Origin of the sequence: Acinetobacter sp. BIGb0196 (assembly GCF_011759595.1) — a bacterium.
GTDB classification, from domain to species: Bacteria; Pseudomonadota; Gammaproteobacteria; order Pseudomonadales; family Moraxellaceae; genus Acinetobacter; species Acinetobacter guillouiae.
The window spans coordinates 1,973,675-1,991,780 of sequence record NZ_JAAOZA010000001.1 but is presented as its reverse complement, the minus strand read 5'-3'; the positions used below and the strand labels follow the sequence as shown (position 1 = coordinate 1,991,780).

18 protein-coding genes are annotated in these 18,106 nt (G+C 36.6%); 12 read left to right on the top strand and 6 right to left on the bottom strand.

Annotated features, from left to right (window positions below; translation table 11 throughout):
• The first annotated feature begins 60 nt into the window (after window positions 1-60).
• The 8 genes from FHR28_RS09015 (at window position 61) to FHR28_RS08980 (ending at window position 7,622) form a co-directional block, all read left to right on the top strand.
• A complete protein-coding gene (locus tag FHR28_RS09015) occupies window positions 61-696 on the top strand; it encodes a CDP-alcohol phosphatidyltransferase family protein (RefSeq protein ID WP_166782413.1) in 636 nt (211 codons plus the stop codon).
• A 28-nt stretch (window positions 697-724) separates the two neighbouring features.
• A complete protein-coding gene (locus tag FHR28_RS09010) occupies window positions 725-2,473 on the top strand; it encodes a bifunctional alpha/beta hydrolase/class I SAM-dependent methyltransferase (RefSeq protein WP_166782412.1) in 1,749 nt (582 codons plus the stop codon).
• Window positions 2,474-2,564: 91 nt separating this feature from the next.
• Window positions 2,565-3,920, top strand: a complete 1,356-nt coding sequence (locus FHR28_RS09005; RefSeq protein WP_166782411.1) for a phosphatase PAP2/dual specificity phosphatase family protein — start codon at window positions 2,565-2,567, stop codon at window positions 3,918-3,920.
• Window positions 3,917-4,345, top strand: a complete 429-nt coding sequence (locus tag FHR28_RS09000; RefSeq protein ID WP_166782410.1) for a hypothetical protein — start codon at window positions 3,917-3,919, stop codon at window positions 4,343-4,345. The genes FHR28_RS09005 and FHR28_RS09000 overlap by 4 nt, the downstream gene beginning before the upstream one ends.
• A 317-nt stretch (window positions 4,346-4,662) precedes the next feature.
• Window positions 4,663-5,403, top strand: a complete 741-nt coding sequence (locus tag FHR28_RS08995) for a lysophospholipid acyltransferase family protein (RefSeq protein ID WP_004719989.1) — start codon at window positions 4,663-4,665, stop codon at window positions 5,401-5,403.
• Complete coding sequence (locus FHR28_RS08990; protein ID WP_004719987.1) at window positions 5,400-6,344, top strand: phosphatidate cytidylyltransferase; 945 nt, start codon at window positions 5,400-5,402, stop codon at window positions 6,342-6,344. The genes FHR28_RS08995 and FHR28_RS08990 overlap by 4 nt, the downstream gene beginning before the upstream one ends.
• A 28-nt stretch (window positions 6,345-6,372) precedes the next feature.
• Entirely contained in the window at window positions 6,373-6,954 is a 582-nt protein-coding gene (locus tag FHR28_RS08985; protein ID WP_151957589.1) for a hypothetical protein, read from the top strand.
• 131 nt (window positions 6,955-7,085) lie between these two features.
• Entirely contained in the window at window positions 7,086-7,622 is a 537-nt protein-coding gene (locus FHR28_RS08980; RefSeq protein ID WP_166782409.1) for a lytic transglycosylase domain-containing protein, read from the top strand.
• A gap of 121 nt (window positions 7,623-7,743) precedes the next feature.
• Here the strand turns inward: FHR28_RS08980 and cysK are convergent, their stop codons facing one another.
• Window positions 7,744-8,742, bottom strand: a complete 999-nt coding sequence (gene cysK, locus FHR28_RS08975; RefSeq protein ID WP_166782408.1) for a cysteine synthase A — start codon at window positions 8,740-8,742, stop codon at window positions 7,744-7,746.
• A 222-nt stretch (window positions 8,743-8,964) separates the two neighbouring features.
• Here cysK and plsB point away from each other — a divergent pair, with 222 nt between their 5' ends.
• Window positions 8,965-11,166, top strand: a complete 2,202-nt coding sequence (gene plsB, locus FHR28_RS08970; protein WP_166782407.1) for a glycerol-3-phosphate 1-O-acyltransferase PlsB — start codon at window positions 8,965-8,967, stop codon at window positions 11,164-11,166.
• A gap of 154 nt (window positions 11,167-11,320) precedes the next feature.
• On the opposite strand, the gene FHR28_RS08965 is transcribed toward plsB, so the two are convergent.
• Window positions 11,321-12,001, bottom strand: a complete 681-nt coding sequence (locus tag FHR28_RS08965; RefSeq protein ID WP_166782406.1) for a class I SAM-dependent methyltransferase — start codon at window positions 11,999-12,001, stop codon at window positions 11,321-11,323.
• A gap of 29 nt (window positions 12,002-12,030) precedes the next feature.
• Window positions 12,031-12,660: a TetR/AcrR family transcriptional regulator gene (locus FHR28_RS08960; RefSeq protein WP_056511474.1), complete on the bottom strand. Its 630-nt coding sequence runs from the start codon at window positions 12,658-12,660 to the stop codon at window positions 12,031-12,033.
• 516 nt (window positions 12,661-13,176) lie between these two features.
• On the opposite strand from FHR28_RS08960, the gene FHR28_RS08955 reads away from it, so the two are divergent.
• Both FHR28_RS08955 and FHR28_RS08950 read left to right on the top strand, forming a co-directional pair.
• Window positions 13,177-14,418 (top strand): OmpP1/FadL family transporter, encoded by a 1,242-nt coding sequence (locus tag FHR28_RS08955; protein WP_166782405.1) that lies wholly within the window; start codon window positions 13,177-13,179, stop codon window positions 14,416-14,418.
• A gap of 193 nt (window positions 14,419-14,611) precedes the next feature.
• Window positions 14,612-14,857: a hypothetical protein gene (locus FHR28_RS08950; protein WP_004719975.1), complete on the top strand. Its 246-nt coding sequence runs from the start codon at window positions 14,612-14,614 to the stop codon at window positions 14,855-14,857.
• 95 nt (window positions 14,858-14,952) lie between these two features.
• Here the strand turns inward: FHR28_RS08950 and FHR28_RS08945 are convergent, their stop codons facing one another.
• Complete coding sequence (locus FHR28_RS08945) at window positions 14,953-15,711, bottom strand: phosphodiester glycosidase family protein (RefSeq protein ID WP_166782404.1); 759 nt, start codon at window positions 15,709-15,711, stop codon at window positions 14,953-14,955.
• Between the two features lie 188 nt (window positions 15,712-15,899).
• On the opposite strand from FHR28_RS08945, the gene FHR28_RS08940 reads away from it, so the two are divergent.
• Window positions 15,900-16,436 (top strand): lecithin retinol acyltransferase family protein, encoded by a 537-nt coding sequence (locus FHR28_RS08940; RefSeq protein WP_166782403.1) that lies wholly within the window; start codon window positions 15,900-15,902, stop codon window positions 16,434-16,436.
• A 57-nt stretch (window positions 16,437-16,493) separates the two neighbouring features.
• Here FHR28_RS08940 and FHR28_RS08935 read toward each other — a convergent pair whose 3' ends face one another.
• Window positions 16,494-16,937, bottom strand: a complete 444-nt coding sequence (locus FHR28_RS08935) for an SRPBCC domain-containing protein (RefSeq protein ID WP_166782402.1) — start codon at window positions 16,935-16,937, stop codon at window positions 16,494-16,496.
• A 108-nt stretch (window positions 16,938-17,045) separates the two neighbouring features.
• On the bottom strand, window positions 17,046-18,098 hold the full coding sequence (locus tag FHR28_RS08930) for an aldo/keto reductase (RefSeq protein ID WP_166782401.1): 1,053 nt from the start codon (window positions 18,096-18,098) through the stop codon (window positions 17,046-17,048).
• Window positions 18,099-18,106 lie beyond the last annotated feature (8 nt).

The following is an 18,106-nucleotide window of genomic DNA, read 5'->3' as shown; positions in this document are numbered from 1 at the left end:
CTTGTAAAATCATGGAAAACTTGATTAAAATCCTGTCATATACCTTATATTACTAGAACAATGCCATCAATCTATCAATTAAAACCAGCATTTCAAAACTTACTGCGCCCTTTTGTTCAAAAGCTTTTTAATATCGGAATCACGGCAAATCAAGTCACCTTATTAGCGATGTTTGTATCGCTCGGTTTAAGCTTTTTTCTATACCAGTATTATCTGAATCATGCTGTAAATGGGTGGTTATTGCTCTTTCCCTTGTGGATGTTGCTACGAATGGCTTTCAACGCCATCGATGGAATGCTTGCTCGTGAATTTAAACAACAATCCAACTTAGGCGCGTTTTACAATGAGTTGTGTGATGTTATTTCGGACACAGCACTCTATCTATGCTTGATTGCTTTTGGCTTTATCAGTGCAAAATTACTGTTATTGATTGCTTTCCTTGCAATTCTAAGTGAATACACTGGTGTAATGGCGCCACTGATTGGGCAAGAACGTCGTTATGATGGCCCAATGGGGAAAAGTGACCGTGCATTTTGGTTTAGTTTAATCACAGTCGTGATTGTCACCGTGTCATTATTCACTACAAATTTACAACTTCTCGGCTTAATCTGTAATGGCATACTCATTTTAATTGGTCTACTGCTTAGTTTAACCATCTATAACCGAATTAAAAATAGCTTAAAAACAGCTTTATAAAACAGTTTCATATTTAGGGTAAATTCGTATGTATAACAACAGTCATCACACCTTTAAGAGTCATGATGGAACAGAATTGTTTTATCAACATTGGGCAACCAACTCACCAAGCGAAACAAAAAAAGCCATTCTTCTGTTTCATCGTGGACATGAACATTCAGGACGTATGGCGCATTTGGTCAAGGAACTCAATTTAAGTGATTTTGATTTCTTTGCATGGGATGCCCGCGGTCACGGCGATTCCCCTGGTGAACGTGGTGATGCACCTAGCTTCTCAGCATGTGTAAAAGATATTCAATATTTTGTCCAACATATTGAAGAAAACTATGGTATCGACGTCAAGAATATTGCTGTGGTTGCACAAAGTGTGGGTGCGGTATTAGCCGCAACATGGGTACATGATTATGCGCCTAAAATTCGCGCCTTGTGCCTCGCTTCCCCTGCTTTTGATATTAAGCTTTATGTGCCATTTGCCGAACCTAGTTTAAGAGTCATGGAAAAAATTCGCGGTAATTTTTTCATCCAAAGTTATGTTAAAGCCAAAATGCTGACCCATGATGAAGAACGTGCCCAAAGCTATGATACCGATCCTAAAATTGCTAAAGCCATTTCGGTGAGAATGTTGCTTGGGCTCTATGATGCCTCTAAGCGAATTGTTGCAGATTCACAAAACATCTTTGTACCGACTCAAGTGTTATGCTCAGGTTCAGATTTTGTGGTTTTTCAAAAACCGCAACGTGAGTTTTACCAAAAGCTTCCGCATCCTAAAAAAGAATTACACATTTTAGATGGCTTCTTTCACGATACTTTAGGTGAAAAAGATCGCCATATAGCAACAGAGAAAATACGCCGATTTATCCAGCAATGTTTTGCGGTTGAATATCAAGCTCCAGACGTTTTAAATGCGGACAAAATTGGTCCAAGTTGCGCTATAGCAGAAGATCTCAGTTCGCCATTACCCGCTAAATCAATTAAAAATGCATTTTGGGAAATCACCAAAAAGAATCTAAAAATTGGTAGCCATTTATCTAAAGGCTTAAAAATTGGTGAAGACACAGGCTATGACTCTGGAAGTACTTTAGATTTTGTCTATCGTAACCAATCTGAAAGTAGCAATCCTATTGGCAAAATCATTGACCGCCAGTATTTAAATGCGATTGGTTGGCGTGGGATCCGTGTTCGTAAACAAAACATTGAACATTTGGTTCAGAAATATGCAGATATTCTGATAAAAAAACGCAAACCATTGAGAATCATGGATATTGCATCTGGTCATGGACGTTATATTTTAGATGCTGTGGTTCAACTACCAAAACGACCAGATTCGATTTTATTGCGTGATTATAGCGATATCAATGTACAAGCTGGTCAGCAAATGATTGCAGCACGTGGACTGAATGACATTGCTGAATTTGTTCAAGCGGATGCATTTGATACACAGTCTTTGGCCTCTGTTAAACCAAAACCATCACTTGCTGTGGTTTCGGGTTTATATGAGTTATTTGCAGACAATGATTTGCTACGTCAATCACTTGAAGGCTTAAGTAAAGCAATCCTTAAAGATGGTTATTTGATTTATACTGGTCAAATTTGGCACCCACAGCAAGAATTTATTGCGCGTGCACTAACCTCACATCGTGAAGGTGATGCTTGGGTAATGCGTTTACGCTCACAAGCGGAAATGGACGCACTTGTTGAAGCTGCTGGCTTTAAAAAGGTCGACCAATGTATTGATGAGTTTGGAATATTTACCGTCTCAGTCGCACAAAAGCTATAAAATTTCTGCTATCACAGTTGGTGACTTGATATAAATCAATCAAAGTCACCAATTTTTTAATTTAAATAGAATAATAATCTACGGATGTTTTATGCAAACACTCATCAAAGAAACTGGGACATGGAAATGGGGCGTACTTTGCTTAGTTTTTCTTGCGCCTTTCTTTTTCCTCACTTATGGCTTTGCAAATCAATATGCATCAGGTCTTAGTGATGTTCCAAGTATTGTCTTTGCTTGGGAAAAGCATATTCCACTTTGGGCTTGGACAATTGTACCGTATTGGTCAATTGACCTGTTTTATGGTCTCTCCTTATTACTTTGTTGGAACAAATTTGAGCTTAAACAACAAGCGCTTAGGCTATTTTTAGCGCAAGTCATTTCGATTAGTTGCTTCTTACTGTTTCCTTTAAAGTTTAGTTTTGAACGCCCACCTTTAGATGGTTTTTTCGGTCTATGGTTTGATGTCCTGATGGGCTTCGATAAGCCCTTTAATCAAGCGCCCTCATTACATATTGTTTTGCTGATTATCCTTTGGGATTTCTATCGTCGCCATGTATTTGGGGCATGGAAATATGTGGTCGATTTTTGGTGTGTGCTGATTGGAATCTCTGTACTCACGACATGGCAACATCATTTTATTGATCTTCCTACAGGAATACTTGTTGGCGCTTTATGCTTATGGTTATTTCCAATTTCAGTAAAATCCCCATTTAGAAAAGATGGACTGCAACTGTTAACAGCAAAACATTTAAAGCTTGGTAGTTATTACCTTTGTGGCTCAGTGATTTTCTTTATCTTAGCCTACGAGTTTAGACCTTGGGGATTGTGGCTAATTTACCCTGCTGTGAGCCTATTTATCGTTGCACATAGCTATAGTTTTGTGCGTCCACATTTTTTTCAAAAACAAGAAAATGGTAAAATGACTGTTGCTGCGCAAATACTGCTTGCGCCTTATTTAATCTTTGCTTGGCTTAATAGTCGTATTTGGACCAAAAAGCATCCCGAAGATTCTTTTATCATTCAACATGAGCTTAAAAAAATCTATATTGGAAGAATTCCAGTACAACAAGATCACCACCAATACAATGCAATATTTGATTGTGTTGCTGAGTTACCCCTAAACCATGCAACGGCATATCAGCAATATCTCAGTCTAGATTTGATTCCATTACAAGCCAATCAGCTTGAGTTAGCCGTAGCACGGTTAAATGATTTGATGTCGAAGCTTGAACACAGCTCTACCCAAAATATTCTTATCTTTTGTGCCTTAGGATATTCAAGAAGTAGCGCTGTACTCACTGCTTGGCTGATTCAACAAAACCAAGATGCCAATATTGATGAAATGGTAAGCATTATTCGTAAAGCTCGCCCTTGGGTGGTATTAAAACAAGCCCAACTGGAAGAATTAGAAATTTACCATCTAAAACTGAAAGGTTTAGCGCCATGAAAATGAATTTTTATGTGGTTGCGCAACTGTTATCAGCAACCACAGCTATATTGCTTTCAGGTTATTTGGCTTTTGCCTTATCTATTTTTGCCATCCTGTTCAAAGGCTGGCAATCTTTTGATTTTTGGACGTTCATTGTCATTACATTCTTATTATCTGGACTTCATCATTATCTCTCATTTAGAGTTAAGTTTGATGCTCAACTCATTAAAATGATTGCACGAGAATCCCAAACTGAATCTATTGAAAACTTAACCCTGCAATTTGATCAAACCCTAGTGAGTATGAAATTGATGCCCGCATCCAAAGCAGGACGTGATTGGTCACAGCGTTTTGCAGGATGCTTTAAACTTTTAAAACTTCAAATTGCTTTATTATTGATACAATATCTGGTTTTAATGATTTTGATTTCTAGAATTATTTAAAGCGATTTTAACCTCAACTGATACAGTTTTAGCTGATATATCAATTGTTATCGTATGATGGTTTGAATCGTCTTAAATCAATAAAATTCTCAGCTTCTCAGCAGTGAAGATCTTGAAATGCTATAAAATTCTTCTATGATTCAAAAAACAGAAATGATAAATTTGTAAATGGAGACCAAGCTTTTTACTTTTTATTCAAAACTAAGGTTGGTTATATTTTTATTCTAGTCACTTAAAAAGTAGAATTTTGTACTTTAATCACCCTATTATACAGCTTGCCCCACAATAAAATGCTTCAATATCAATCGGCTTAGAGAATGAATCAACTACCTGAACAACGTTCCGAACAAGATAAAGAGTCATACAATAAACAGTCTTTAGAACAAAAGACTCAACACTTAGATTCATCTAATGGAAATTTAGCATCACACTCTATTGCTCGCTTTATCGCATTTTTGACACGCCGTGGCGCACGACTCTTAACTGGTGCTCGTAGCTTATGGGTTGGTTGTCAGCCTGAGATGAAACAACGTATTTACTATGCCAATCACAATAGTCATATCGACTTTATCTTATTATGGTCTTCACTTCCAAAACTGATGCGTCGTAAAACTAAACCTGTTGCTGCTTCAGATTATTGGCTGAAAGATGGCTTTAGACAATTTTTAATTAAAGACACCTTTAATGGTGTTACGATTCAACGTAATCGCGAAGATAATGCAGACCCTTTACAACCTGTGAAAGACGCTCTTGCTCAGGGTTATTCCATTATTTTTTTTCCTGAAGGTACTCGAAATCTTGATGATGATCTTGAGCTGTTACCTTTTAAAAGTGGCCTCTATAACTTACATAAACAATTTCCTGAGATTGAGATTGTCCCTGTTTGGATTTCAAATCTAAGACGTGTCATGCCAAAAGGTTCTTTTGTTCCTTTGCCTTTACTGTCTACCGTATGCTTTGGCTTTCCTTTAGAACAACATTTAGAAATGGATAAAGCCACATTTATAGATTATGCACAGAAGCAGCTATTACAATTAAAAGAGGTTGAGAATCAATGATTTTAGATAATCTAAATAAAACCTATCTTTTATTTGGTATTTTTGCGGGAATTTTAGTTTTTGCATCTAGCGTGGGCTTTATTCTCAAGCAAAAAGCTGGGCAAAAACCCTCATCAGTGATTGATAATTTAAACGCACGGATCAATGCTTGGTGGGTGATGTTGATCGTCATTGGCGCAGCCATCCTATTGGGTCAAACTGCATTTATTATCTTATTTGGGATTATTTCCCTGTTTGCTCTACGAGAATTTACCAGTCTATTACCGACACGGCGGGGTGATTATTTCCCTTTACTTATCGCCTTTTATTTTGTTATTCCCTATCAATATTATTTGATCTATATCGACTGGTACGGCTTATATTCAATTTTTATTCCACTTTATGTATTTTTACTGATTCCGATTGCCAGTCTAAAACAAGAAGATACCAAACACTTCCTTGAACGTAGTTCTAAAATTCAATGGGGACTCATGGTCTGTGTTTTCTGTATTTCCCATGTTCCTGCATTACTCAATTTAAAACTAAATGGTTTTAAAGGTGAACCGATTTGGTTAGCAATCTGGCTGATTATGGTTGTTCAAGCATCCGATGTTTTGCAATATGTCTGTGGTAAGCTTTTTGGAAAGCACAAGGTTGCACCTGTCTTGTCACCATCAAAAACAGTTGAAGGCTTAGTGGGTGGTATTGTTTTAGCCACAGCTTTAGGTGTTGCTATGGCATGGCTTACTCCATTTAGCTATCTACAAGCTGCATTGATAGGACTGGTTGTGTGTATCTTTGGCTTTTTCGGTGGTTTGGTAATGTCTGCCATCAAACGTGACCGTGGTGTCAAAGATTGGGGACAGTTGATTCATGGTCATGGTGGAATGTTAGATCGGATTGATTCTATCTGCTTTTCTGCACCCATCTTCTTTCATATTTTAAGATATTGGTGGAGTTAGTGAATAAACATGATTGTGAGAGATATAGATGAATTACAAAATAATATTTACAATGCTCTGTGTAGGTTTTGGTCTGCAAGGGTGCAGTTTATTTAATCAGTCTGAATGTAATAATCAACAAGTGACTGATCGTGTAAAAAAACTCTACTCAAGTCAGGTAAATATCAATTTTGGATCAAAATTAAATCAACTTACTCAACAATTTAATCCAAATGCAAACACAACAACAAAAACCATACCTTCTATAGAAGGAATCACTTTAACTAAAATAAAGCGATTAAATCTGGAAAAATTACAGGCTGATAAAGACAATCAGGATTCACAAAATCTAATCGATTTGATTACTGATCGCTTTGAAGGTGCGCAATATATTTGCCAAGGTGTAATTCAACAAGAGATTAGCACCAATGTACTTGCTGATATGACCAAAGAACTTTCAGGTGAAAACTCAAATTTGATTGACGGAAATAAATTAAATATTCCAGTAATTTATGCTCTGTACCAGCACAATGGAAATCAACAATTTGAAGTCCAATATACTGCTCAGAATCCATTGCATTTAATGTTGGCAATAATGTTACAGAAAAAACAAGCAAAAATGACGAAATAACGCCTAAATAGCAAGCAACCAACAGCTTAAGATACAAATCACGAATAAATCTACCAATTTTCATAGATTGACAGGTTTAAATCAGCTACTTAACATCAGGGCAATCTTGGATACATAACATTGGTTTTATTTTGAATTTTCAGTATCAGTTAAAAATAATTTCTACAGTGGGTTTAACACTTGCGATCACAGCATGTTCGTCTTTGGGTGGCGGCTCTATGCAAAAACGTGCTGCTAAACTTTCGACTGGAATCCAAAAAGCCTATTCTGTCTCTCCCGATGTTGCCAATCGTGTATCCCCAATGATTGTACAAAGCGCAGATCAATATGATGTAGATCCTTTACTGATCGCAGCAACCATCCGTCAAGAATCGAGCTATCGGAGTTATGTCACCTCTCCATCTGGTGCTGTTGGGCTTACCCAAATCATGCCGCGTTATTGGCAACAAGCTTGCCCTGGTGATTTGTTTGATGAATATACCAATGTACGCTGTGGCACCATGATCTTGGCAAAATATAATCAAAGTGCAGGAAGCTGGAAAAAGGCCTTAGCCTACTATAATGTTGGACCCACAAATTACCAAACAAATCGTAAAATGAAACGCCAAGGTAAACGATACGCGAAACAAGTCAAACAACATGAAAAGCAGTTAAAGTCTTCATTATAAAATTTAAGAATAGAAATTGAATATCAATAAAATAAACCCACTCTTGCTGATACTTGAGCGGGTTCATTTTTTAGTCTATGACAACAATACATAACATAGACATAAGCGATTTAATTCGAGTTTAATCTGCTGAAATATCTTCAAACAAAACGGAAGACAAATAACGTTCACCCGCATCAGGAAGAATCACCACAATGGTTTTACCTGCATTTTCAGGACGAGCAGCTAATTGTGCAGCAGCAGCTAAAGCCGCACCGCTAGAAATACCGACAAAAATACCTTCTTGAGTGGCACTTTGACGGGCAAAATCAATCGCTTCTTGGTTGTCGATAGCAATAACTTCATCAACTAAGTCTAAATCCAAGTTTTTAGGAATAAAGTTTGCACCAATCCCTTGGATCTTATGTGGCCCAGGCGTTAAAGTTTCACCACGTTTGGTTTGTCCAATAATTGGTGAATCTGCGGGTTCTACAGCAACGGAGTAAATCGCTTGCTGCTTGACCTTTTCAAAATAACTTGAAATACCTGAAATAGTACCGCCAGTTCCGACACCAGCAACAAGAATATCGACTTTACCGCCTGTTGCAGCCCAAATTTCAGGACCAGTTGTTGTCTCATGTATTTTAGGATTGGCTGGGTTTTCAAATTGTTGCGGTAAAAAATATGTTTCAGGTTGTTCTGTTGCTAAACGTACTGCCTCATCAACTGCGCCTTTCATACCTTTTGCGGGCTCAGTTAAAATTAAATTTGCACCCAACGCTTTTAATACTTTACGGCGCTCTATACTCATACTTGCTGGCATAGTTAAAGTGATCGCATAACCTTTTGCCGCTGCTACAAATGCCAATGCAATACCAGTATTTCCGCTGGTTGGTTCTACAATATGCATGCCTTTTTTCAAAAGCCCCTTCGCTTCTGCATCTGCAATAAGTGCAGCGCCAATTCGATCTTTAACAGAAAACGCAGGATTACGACTTTCAATTTTTGCTAAGACCGTTGCGCCACCTGTAATAAGACGATTGATACGAATAAGTGGTGTATTTCCAATTGCCTCAGCATTATTAGAATAAACAGCAATACCTAAGTTTTCAGTTGCTGGAAAATTTGGATCTGTAGACATGACCTTTCCTTGAATTTATATCAATCTATCATAATGCTTTTCTATGAAACTTTGATATTGAGTAACTGAATTTAATTATACCGATATTGAAATAGTTTATTGATAAAAATCATAAGTTTAGTTTTTAAGCAAAGTGTTTGACCGATTTGTCGTCAAATCAAACTATATATTTGTATATTATTTCAAGCATAATAACGATATGACTCATATTTAGAGAATATTATGGCAAGCAATGCTTATCAAAAATTTTATCGTCAATTTACAAAAAAAATCTTAGATAAAATCGTCAGCCCACAAGTTTTAGGCGATACAAAAACTCTTGAAAATACAGTTAATGATCCAAACACAGCCAATTTTCCGATTTGCTATGTCATTCAAGATGACTCAACTTCAAATAAAGTCTTGATTGACAATGAAACAGAAAAAAGAAAACTCAGCCCTGCTTTTGCGCCCCTTAACCTAGGGTCAGATTATCAGGAAGATGATCGTTTTATCACTTTAGAACCAACCAAAAGCAATGCTTCTGCATACTACCCAGATAAAATTATTCGCTTAGTCGAATATTTATTGAAACATCCTGAGCAAGATGTGCTTTTAGTGCCAACAACGATTTTATGGGGACGTGCGCCAGAGAATGAAGATAGCTGGTATAAAGCATTAATGACTGATGCTTGGGCAAAGCCAACGGGCATTAAGCAAGCACTCAACATTACCCTTTATGGTCGTAACAATTATATAGAATTCCATCAAGCAGTTTCTTTACGGCAGTTAATCGATTCAGCCATTGAACTCACACCCAATTTTTCACCAGCGCATTATGTGGTGACTGAGCTCAATAAACAATTTAATGGCTATAAAGAAGCAATTCTTGGTCCTGATATTTCAGATCGTCGCAATGTAATTAACAAACTCATGCTGAGTGATGCGGTGAAAGAAGCCATTCTCAATGAAAGCATTCATAAAAAAATCAGCATCAATGAAGCCGAAGCACTCGCGCATAAATACCTCGATGAAATCGTTTCTGATTTTTCTTATTCGACCTTACGCTTTGCTGAAATTGCTTTAACTAAATTATGGACCCAGCTCTATGACGGTATCGAAGTACATAATTTCGATACGGTTCGTGAACTTGCCAAAGATTATGAAATTGTCTATACCCCTTGTCATCGTAGCCACATTGACTATTTGTTATTGTCTTATGTGATTTATAACCGTGGCTTGATGGTTCCCCATATTGCAGCAGGCATTAATTTAAATATGCCTGTGGTTGGACAATTGATGCGTGGTGCAGGTGCATATTTTATTCGACGTAGCTTTAATGGTAATGCGCTCTATACCGCTGTCTTTAAAGAATATATCTACAGTATGCTCAATCGAAATACACCGATGGAATACTTTATTGAAGGTGGTCGTTCTCGTACTGGACTTTTATTGCCGCCAAAAAAAGGGATGCTCGCAATGACCATCCAAAGTTATTTGCGTGGGAATAGTAAACCGATTGCCTTTATTCCGACTTACTTTGGATATGAAAAACTGATCGAAGGCAGTTCATACATAAAAGAGCTGGGTGGACAGAAAAAACAAGCTGAATCACTATTTGGACTACTTAAATCTATTCAAAAGATTGAAAAAGTCTTTGGTGTTGTCCACGTCAATTTAGGTGAACCAGTTTTCCTGGAAGAGATCTTAAAAAAGAACAATGCACCTCAACGTGTTGCTTTGCATGAAGAGATGCCTGAGTCTGTTAAAGCCACGGTCAATGATGTTGCATGTGATATTTTGGAAAATATCAATAAAGCCGTAGTGATTAATCCTATCAGTTTGATTTCTCTGGTCTTATTAAATGCACCAACGCATGCTTTGGCAGAGCGTGAAGTATTGGTACGTTTAGAACAATTCCGTAATCTACTCAAACAGCATCGTTATGATGAGCGTATGCAAATCACTGAGCTTTCCAACACAGAAATCATTCAATATGCCATGAAGCTTAAACAAGTTGAATTGATTGAGCATGATAATGAACGTTGGGTGAAAGTCAGTGATATACAGGTGGGCTTGCTTAAGTATTTCAGTAATAACATTCTGCACACGTTTATCCTGCCAGCACTGATTGCCAAAGTATTGCGTGTTGAAACAGAGCAGCAGCAATTTGAGATTTCAAAATCTGATTTATATACCCAAGTCATCGAACAATACCCACTTATTCAAAAAGCCTTCTTTTTAAAATGGGATGAGTCTGAAATTGAGAGTGAAATCACACAAATTGTCGATTATTTTGTTGCTGAAAAATTAATCACACTTGAAGCGGATCAAAGCATTAAAATTTCAAATGCAGATCCTAAAATTCGTTTACTTTCCGCCTTTGCTCATCTATATGATGTCAATGTGGTGAAAGAACCTGAAAAAGAAAGCAAAGAGAAATAATCCTTTATGTTTTGGTTTTGATCTGCAATAAAAAAGTTCCTTCAACCATTTGGATAAGGAACTTTTTTATAAGCGTATATAGCTCATAGAAATATGACTGATTGATTTACTTTAAAGCAAAAAATGATTTTTAGTTATTACTTAGACGTTTTTCTTAATCCGTTTTAAATGCAATAAAACCATGATAATTCAATACTTGAGCAAAGTTTTCCACACGCTTAAAACCTGCTTGTAAATACAAAGCACTCATTTCATCAACAGAAATTAAAGCAAAATCTTGTTCAATACGTTCTGCCATAAGTTGCGCCTGTTTTTCTGTTAATCCTGTTGCTAAACTCAGATTTTTTAAAGCTTGTAATTGTTTGGCATTCGAAATTTCCATCAATTCATAACTTAAACATAGACCAGTACTGCTTAGGTGATTTGCAATATCTTTTAAGAATTGTGCTTTTGCATCAACTGGAACAAAATGTGAAACCAAGATAGCCAAAGCCACATCAAAATTCTCATCGACTTGTTTAAGAACAGATGTATCACCTTGCACAAACTGAATTCGAGAACAAAGCCCTAAATCTGCTATATGTTGTTTGGCTTTATCAATCATATTTGCTGCAGGATCGATTGCTGTAAAATTCCAATGAGGAAATTGCTCAGCCAAATATTGCAGTTCATAACCTGTACCACATCCCACGACTAAAATCTTCGCTTGAGTCGATACATAGCTCTTTAATACAGCATGGACTTGTAAATGTATCAGTTCATAACCGGGAATTAATTTACGAATATGTGCATCATATCCTTCAACTACAACTGGATTATTAAAGTCCTTTGCCATTTCTTTAAGCCTTGCAATGATGATTAATATTATTCCTGAGGATGTTTAACTTTCACTGCCTGCAAACAAAAATCAGCGATTTGTTTTACAAAATACTCTTTATAGCTTTTATCAAAACGCTTGGTCTTGGCGATACTTAAAGGTTCAATCACAACAAAAGTCATTGCACCCACGATGCACAATGCCGTGGTGTTTAAATCCTCAAAAATAAACTCACCTGAATGACGTCCTTCGGTCAAAATTTTAATAATACTTTCTTTAATCAATTGCTTGCTTTGAAAACGTTCTAACTCAAATTGAGGATCGACAGGTTCAAACAATAAAGAATAAGACAGTCGAGGGCTGTTCATTGCCCTTTTTACAAAGGTTGTGACGGCCCGATCTAGTTTTTCTAGTGCGCTGAGTTGGGTATGTGCAATATCATTGAGAATATTGACTTCGATATGAATCGCCGCATTTAAAACTTCAATCAGTACCTGATTTTTATTTTCAAAATAACGGTAGACCAGTCCACTTGAAACGCCTGCCCGATCTGCAATCGCTTGAATTTGTGCATCTTTAAATCCTCCTTGTGCAACCAGCTCTCGTGCAGACAATAAAATCATCTCGCGGTTCTGTTGCATTTTCTCTTCCATGACAGAGGATCTTTTATAGTTCATAGCGATACGTAAATTCCTTTCCAAATAAACTGGGAATGAATAGTTTGTCCTTGCTGATACCACAAGGTAATTCAGATTAAATACTAATAAATTTTGCAGCAATAAGCTATCCACCCTGATCGCTTCATTCAATATTTAATAAATCATTGATGAGCTTACAGATCTTGTTGAGGCTATTTTGTACCATTGCTGATCTATCAATTCCTGATCAATCAACGCAGTCATTTTAAATTAATTCTTTTTGGAAAATAATCTTTTTAAATCAGCGATTTATCCTTCAATATTCTTCAATGATCTAAGGCAACTTCTTAAGACAATGCACATATGAATTGTCCGATAATCCCCCCTTAAATTGGTCATTACACCCCTTTATTAAATCCAGTAAAAATGATTCACTAAAATCATAAAGCTTTCAGATAAAACTTAAATAAACTAATAGCTTAACTTCTATTGTTCACTATAGTTTTGTCTGAATTTTATATGCGAAATAAAAAAAACATTCAAGGAAAGAAAAGCATGAAAACTCAATCACTCATTCTCAGTATCCTCAGCATTTTACCCACTGCTTATACTCATGCAGCTGCGATGGATCAATCTGGTCAATCGATACTGGCGTTTCTTGAAGACAAGAATTATTTCGAAGCCAGTATTGCCGCAGTTGACCCGAAAGTATCAGGTAAAGTTCGAAATCGACCTGATTTAGTCAATGCAGGCAGCAATGATTTGAGTACAGGTGATATGGCACAATCATATCAATACTATAATGCAGCATTAAAACTGCAAATTGCGCCAAAAGTTTCCTTTGGGCTCATCTATGATCAACCTTATGGTGCTGCAATCGAATATCCTTTACGTAGCAATAATACCTTCTCTGATACTGAAATCAGTATGAAAGGTACCCTTGCGGATGTTGATACTCAAAATATTGCGATGCTATTTGGTTTTCAGCCAGATGCTCATTTTAACCTCTACGGCGGTGGCGTATACCAGACAGTCAAAGGTAAAGTGTCTTTGCGTGGTAATTCGATGAGTGTGTTTAATGGCTATGATGCCAACTTTAAACAAGATAGTGCTGTTGGATGGCTTGCTGGTGCTGCTTTTCAGATTCCTGAAATTGCATTAAAGGCAGCCGTGACTTATCGTTCTAAAATCAAGCACAAAATAGATGCTCAAGAAACCATTTTTGGACAACCTTTAGCATTCACTCCTGATAAAGATACAGAAATCAACACGCCACAATCGGTAAATTTAGATTTTCAAACAGGTGTTTATAAAGATACGCTGGCATATTTAAATGCGCGTTGGGTAAATTGGAAAGATTTTAGAATCCGTCCAACACAGTTTGGCGCACTCACTGAACTGGCAACAGCTGAGTTAAGCCAAGGCCTATATGCTGGTGGATTTAATCTGGATGACTATCAGAAAGACCAATACAGCATCACTGTTGGTTTAGGACATCAATTTACACAAAAATGGGCTGCGTCGGCTGATGTTTCATGGGATTCTGGTACTGGAAATCCTGCTTCTGTATTAAATCCTACCAAAGGCGGTTGGGGCTTAGGGTTGGGTGTTCAATACAATCCTACTGACAATTACTTTATCGCAGGAGGCATCAAATATATTTGGATTGGGGACGCCACGGCACAAGATGGTACCTATTACATTCCGGTACCCGGTGCTTCAGAAATTGCCCAACAAGGTGATTATCGTGACAACAATGCCATAGGCTATGGTTTAAAAATAGGTTACCGTTTCTAATGCTCGATGCGTGATCTTGTTAAAATTATTTTTTAGCGTAGACTTCATTCTAGTGTATATACTTGAGAATGAAGTCTTTTTCTTTTTATTCAAAGACAAATTCATTTTTCCGTCATTTGTATACGCTATAAATTTTAATGATCAATATGAATAAACCTCAGTAAAAAACCAACTTAAATTAAAGGATCAGAATATGAAATTATTACGTTTAATTCCAATTCTCGCTTTAGGCACTATCTTAACCGCATGTGGTGGTATGCCAAAGGAATGTGAAGAATCTTGGAAGCATATGGAAGACTTGGCAAAACAAAGTGGCATTCCTGAAGATTCACTAAAAGAACAGAAAAAAGCCTTTGAAGAAGAAATTAAAAAGTTATCTAAAGAAGATGCTATTCAAGCCTGTAAAGCGCAGTCTTCAATCATTGGCATGGTTAAGTAATTTATCCTTGATCTACAAAAAATGGATGCTTCTATTTGCAGGCGTCCATTTTGATTTAACCTATAAATCATAAGCAAAACTTTAATTTTTACATTTTAATCGTCACAATTTTTTGCTTCACTATAAATAAACATCGGGCCTAAATCATAAGTCTGATCATTCCTTTTCACTTGTGGAATAAATGCACTTGAAATTGAACCATCTAAATATAAAGCTTGATCTGTTTTAAGCTGCGACTTAAAAATATCAGCAAAATTATAAAAATTAATTTTTCCACGACTTATCACGAAATACAGTTGATTATTTTTAATTCCCACCCCATTGCGAACTTTTAACGAATCTGAGTTTTTAACGAAAATTGAATTGATCTCACCATTGATCAATAACATTGGACCAGATTGTGTAGCATAGTGAGCTTTAAAATTAGATTTAAGATATTGTTCTGTGGTTTTAATCACAGCTTGTTTATTGTTCCAAGCAACCACACCATTGGGTTGCATAAAAAAATTACCGAATTTGTTTTTTTGTTGGTTTAATTCTGTTTGTTGTTTACCTTGTTCAATGTACAAGCCTACTGGTGCAAAATTAGGGTGATACATTCCTGCATTCATGGCAAAACTGATCTGGCATTTTTTTAGCTCTTTTTGCACAGCTGCGAATTTTTTATAGGTTTGCCCTTGTTGGTTTTTTAAAAATAGTTGTAACTGATCCAGATCATCGATACGTACTGCATCTGCGATCACCTTCTTGTCTTTGATTATTTTGATATAGTCAGTATTGGCATTGACGTGAAAGGAAAGTGCACTCAATCCCATCATGCTTATCAGCGCATATACCCCAGTTTTCAAATTCATAACATCCCCATGCAAAGCGTTATATTTTATCGTGTGATCTATTGAATAATGAAGGCTAATTAGCACTTTTAATGCATTTTTTTACTTAATTATCACTTTAAGGGCTATCAAATTCATTTTGCATGGTTATAATCAAACTATCCTTTCAATTAAATACATGTGTACACTTTATTTGAACTGAGTGGAATATGCAGACAAAACAAATAGCTAAATACCCGTTAGGTGCGCATTTAATCGTCAAACATTTTGGCTATAGCCATCATGGAATCTATGCTGGAAAAGGTCGTGTTATACATTATTCAGGGCTGGCACATTTTGTAAAAAAACGCCCAATCGAAATCACTTCACTTGAAAAATTTTCACATGGTAAAGTGATCCGTGTCCGTTACTATGATCAACCTAAGTTTTCTGGTCGTCATGTGGTGCGACGTATGCGTACACGTATGAACGAAAACAGCTATCATTTGATTATCAATAATTGTGAACATCTGTGTAGTTGGGCAATTACAGGAGTTGAAAGTAGTCCTCAAGTAGTAAAAATGATGAACCGTTTAACCACAATTGGCTATATCAGTTCAATCATGACCTATATGAATGGCTTATTTTTAACAGTTGCAACCACCTGTTTTGCTTTGGTTTTATATATAAAAATGAAACTCAGGGCTCAGTCAAAATTAAAACTTCCAACCTATTTATCACTTAAAGAACAACAGTCTAAAAAGTAAAATACTCAGCTAGGTTCATCATATGACGTTAGGCAAAGCCCTGATTTTAAATCACCACTAAAATGGTGGAAATTTGTCTTCAACCAATTTGAGTTCTATTCCATGTTCCAAATAAGCTTTTAAACCATCCAGCACTGTGGTGAATCCCCCAGTTGCATCTATAATAAATTGAATCAGTTCAGAGCCTTGTAGCGAAATATCATAATTTCTAATTTTTAAATAGGTGTGCTCGGGGCTGATTTCTTCAAATATAAAATCTACCGATGTTTTGGGTTCACCCCAAGTAATTTGAATCAATTTACTTTCAATAATGTTAAATACCATAACCTTTGAACTGACTTGATACTTATCCCAACTCCATTGCACAATTTTGCCTTCTTTTAGGGGTCCTGTAGAACGACTAAACCAGAATTTTGAAGTAATTTCAGGATCAATAAATGCATTAAAAACCGCAGAGACAGGTTTACGAATTAACATTTGAGTTTCAATGGTTGGATTCATTCTTATTACTCTTCTAAGCTTATATAACTATATATGGATAACAAAGTGATACTGATAACATAAGTGCTATGTAATCAGTATCATGTTTTTGTTAACAAATTTAACGAATTAGTTTTGAATAAGTGATGATTCAACAATGCGCTGATAGCGCTCTGAAAATTGACCATTCCAATACGGGTAATATGGATATGCTGGATAAACCGCACTGACTTGATTTAAACGCTGTAATTGTGAATCCGTAAGCACTAGATCTGTTGCAATGAGATTATCTTGCAGTTGTTGTTGATTTCGAGCACCAATCAGTACAGTAGACACTGTAGGACGTGTGAGCAACCATTTTAAAGCAATTTGTGGGACTGAATATCCTGTGTCTAATGCAATCTGTTTTAAGGCATCGATTACCCTATAAAGATATTCTTCGTTTACAGGTGGTGCAAATTGAGCTGTTTCGTGTAAGCGACTATTTTCAGGCAAAGGATTGTGACGATCAAACTTACCTGTCAAACGTCCCCATCCCAAAGGACTCCACACAACAGCACCAATATGCTGATCATGATTTAAAGGCATCAACTCCCATTCATAATCCCGACCTATCAATGAATAATACACCTGATGTGCCACCATTTTTTCATAACCATAACGATCTGCAATCGACTGCACTTTCATCAATTGCCAGCCTGAAAAATTAGATGCCCCGATATAACGAACTTTTCCGCTTCGGACCAATTCATCTAAAGTTTTCATAAGCTGATCTAGCGAAGTAAAGCTATCAAACTGATGTAACTGTAAAACATCGATATAGTCTGTATTTAAGCGTTTTAACGATTGTTCTACTGCATGAATTAAATAATGACGACTCAATCCGACCTGATTCACTTGCTGATTGGTACGAAGCGCAACTTTAGTTGAAATAATCGCATTGTGCCGATAAGGTGCTAATGCAATTCCAAGCATTTTTTCAGATTCACCGTCTGAATACACATCGGCCGTATCAAAGAAATTAATTCCTGCATCTCTACATGTAGTAATCATTTGATTGGCTTCTTTCTGCCCTGCTTGTCCCCAGGCAGAAAATAGAGGACCTTTTCCTCCAAGGGTTCCAGCACCAAATCCCAACTCAGATACTTTTAAACCAGAATTGCCTAAAAAATTATATTTCATGATCATTC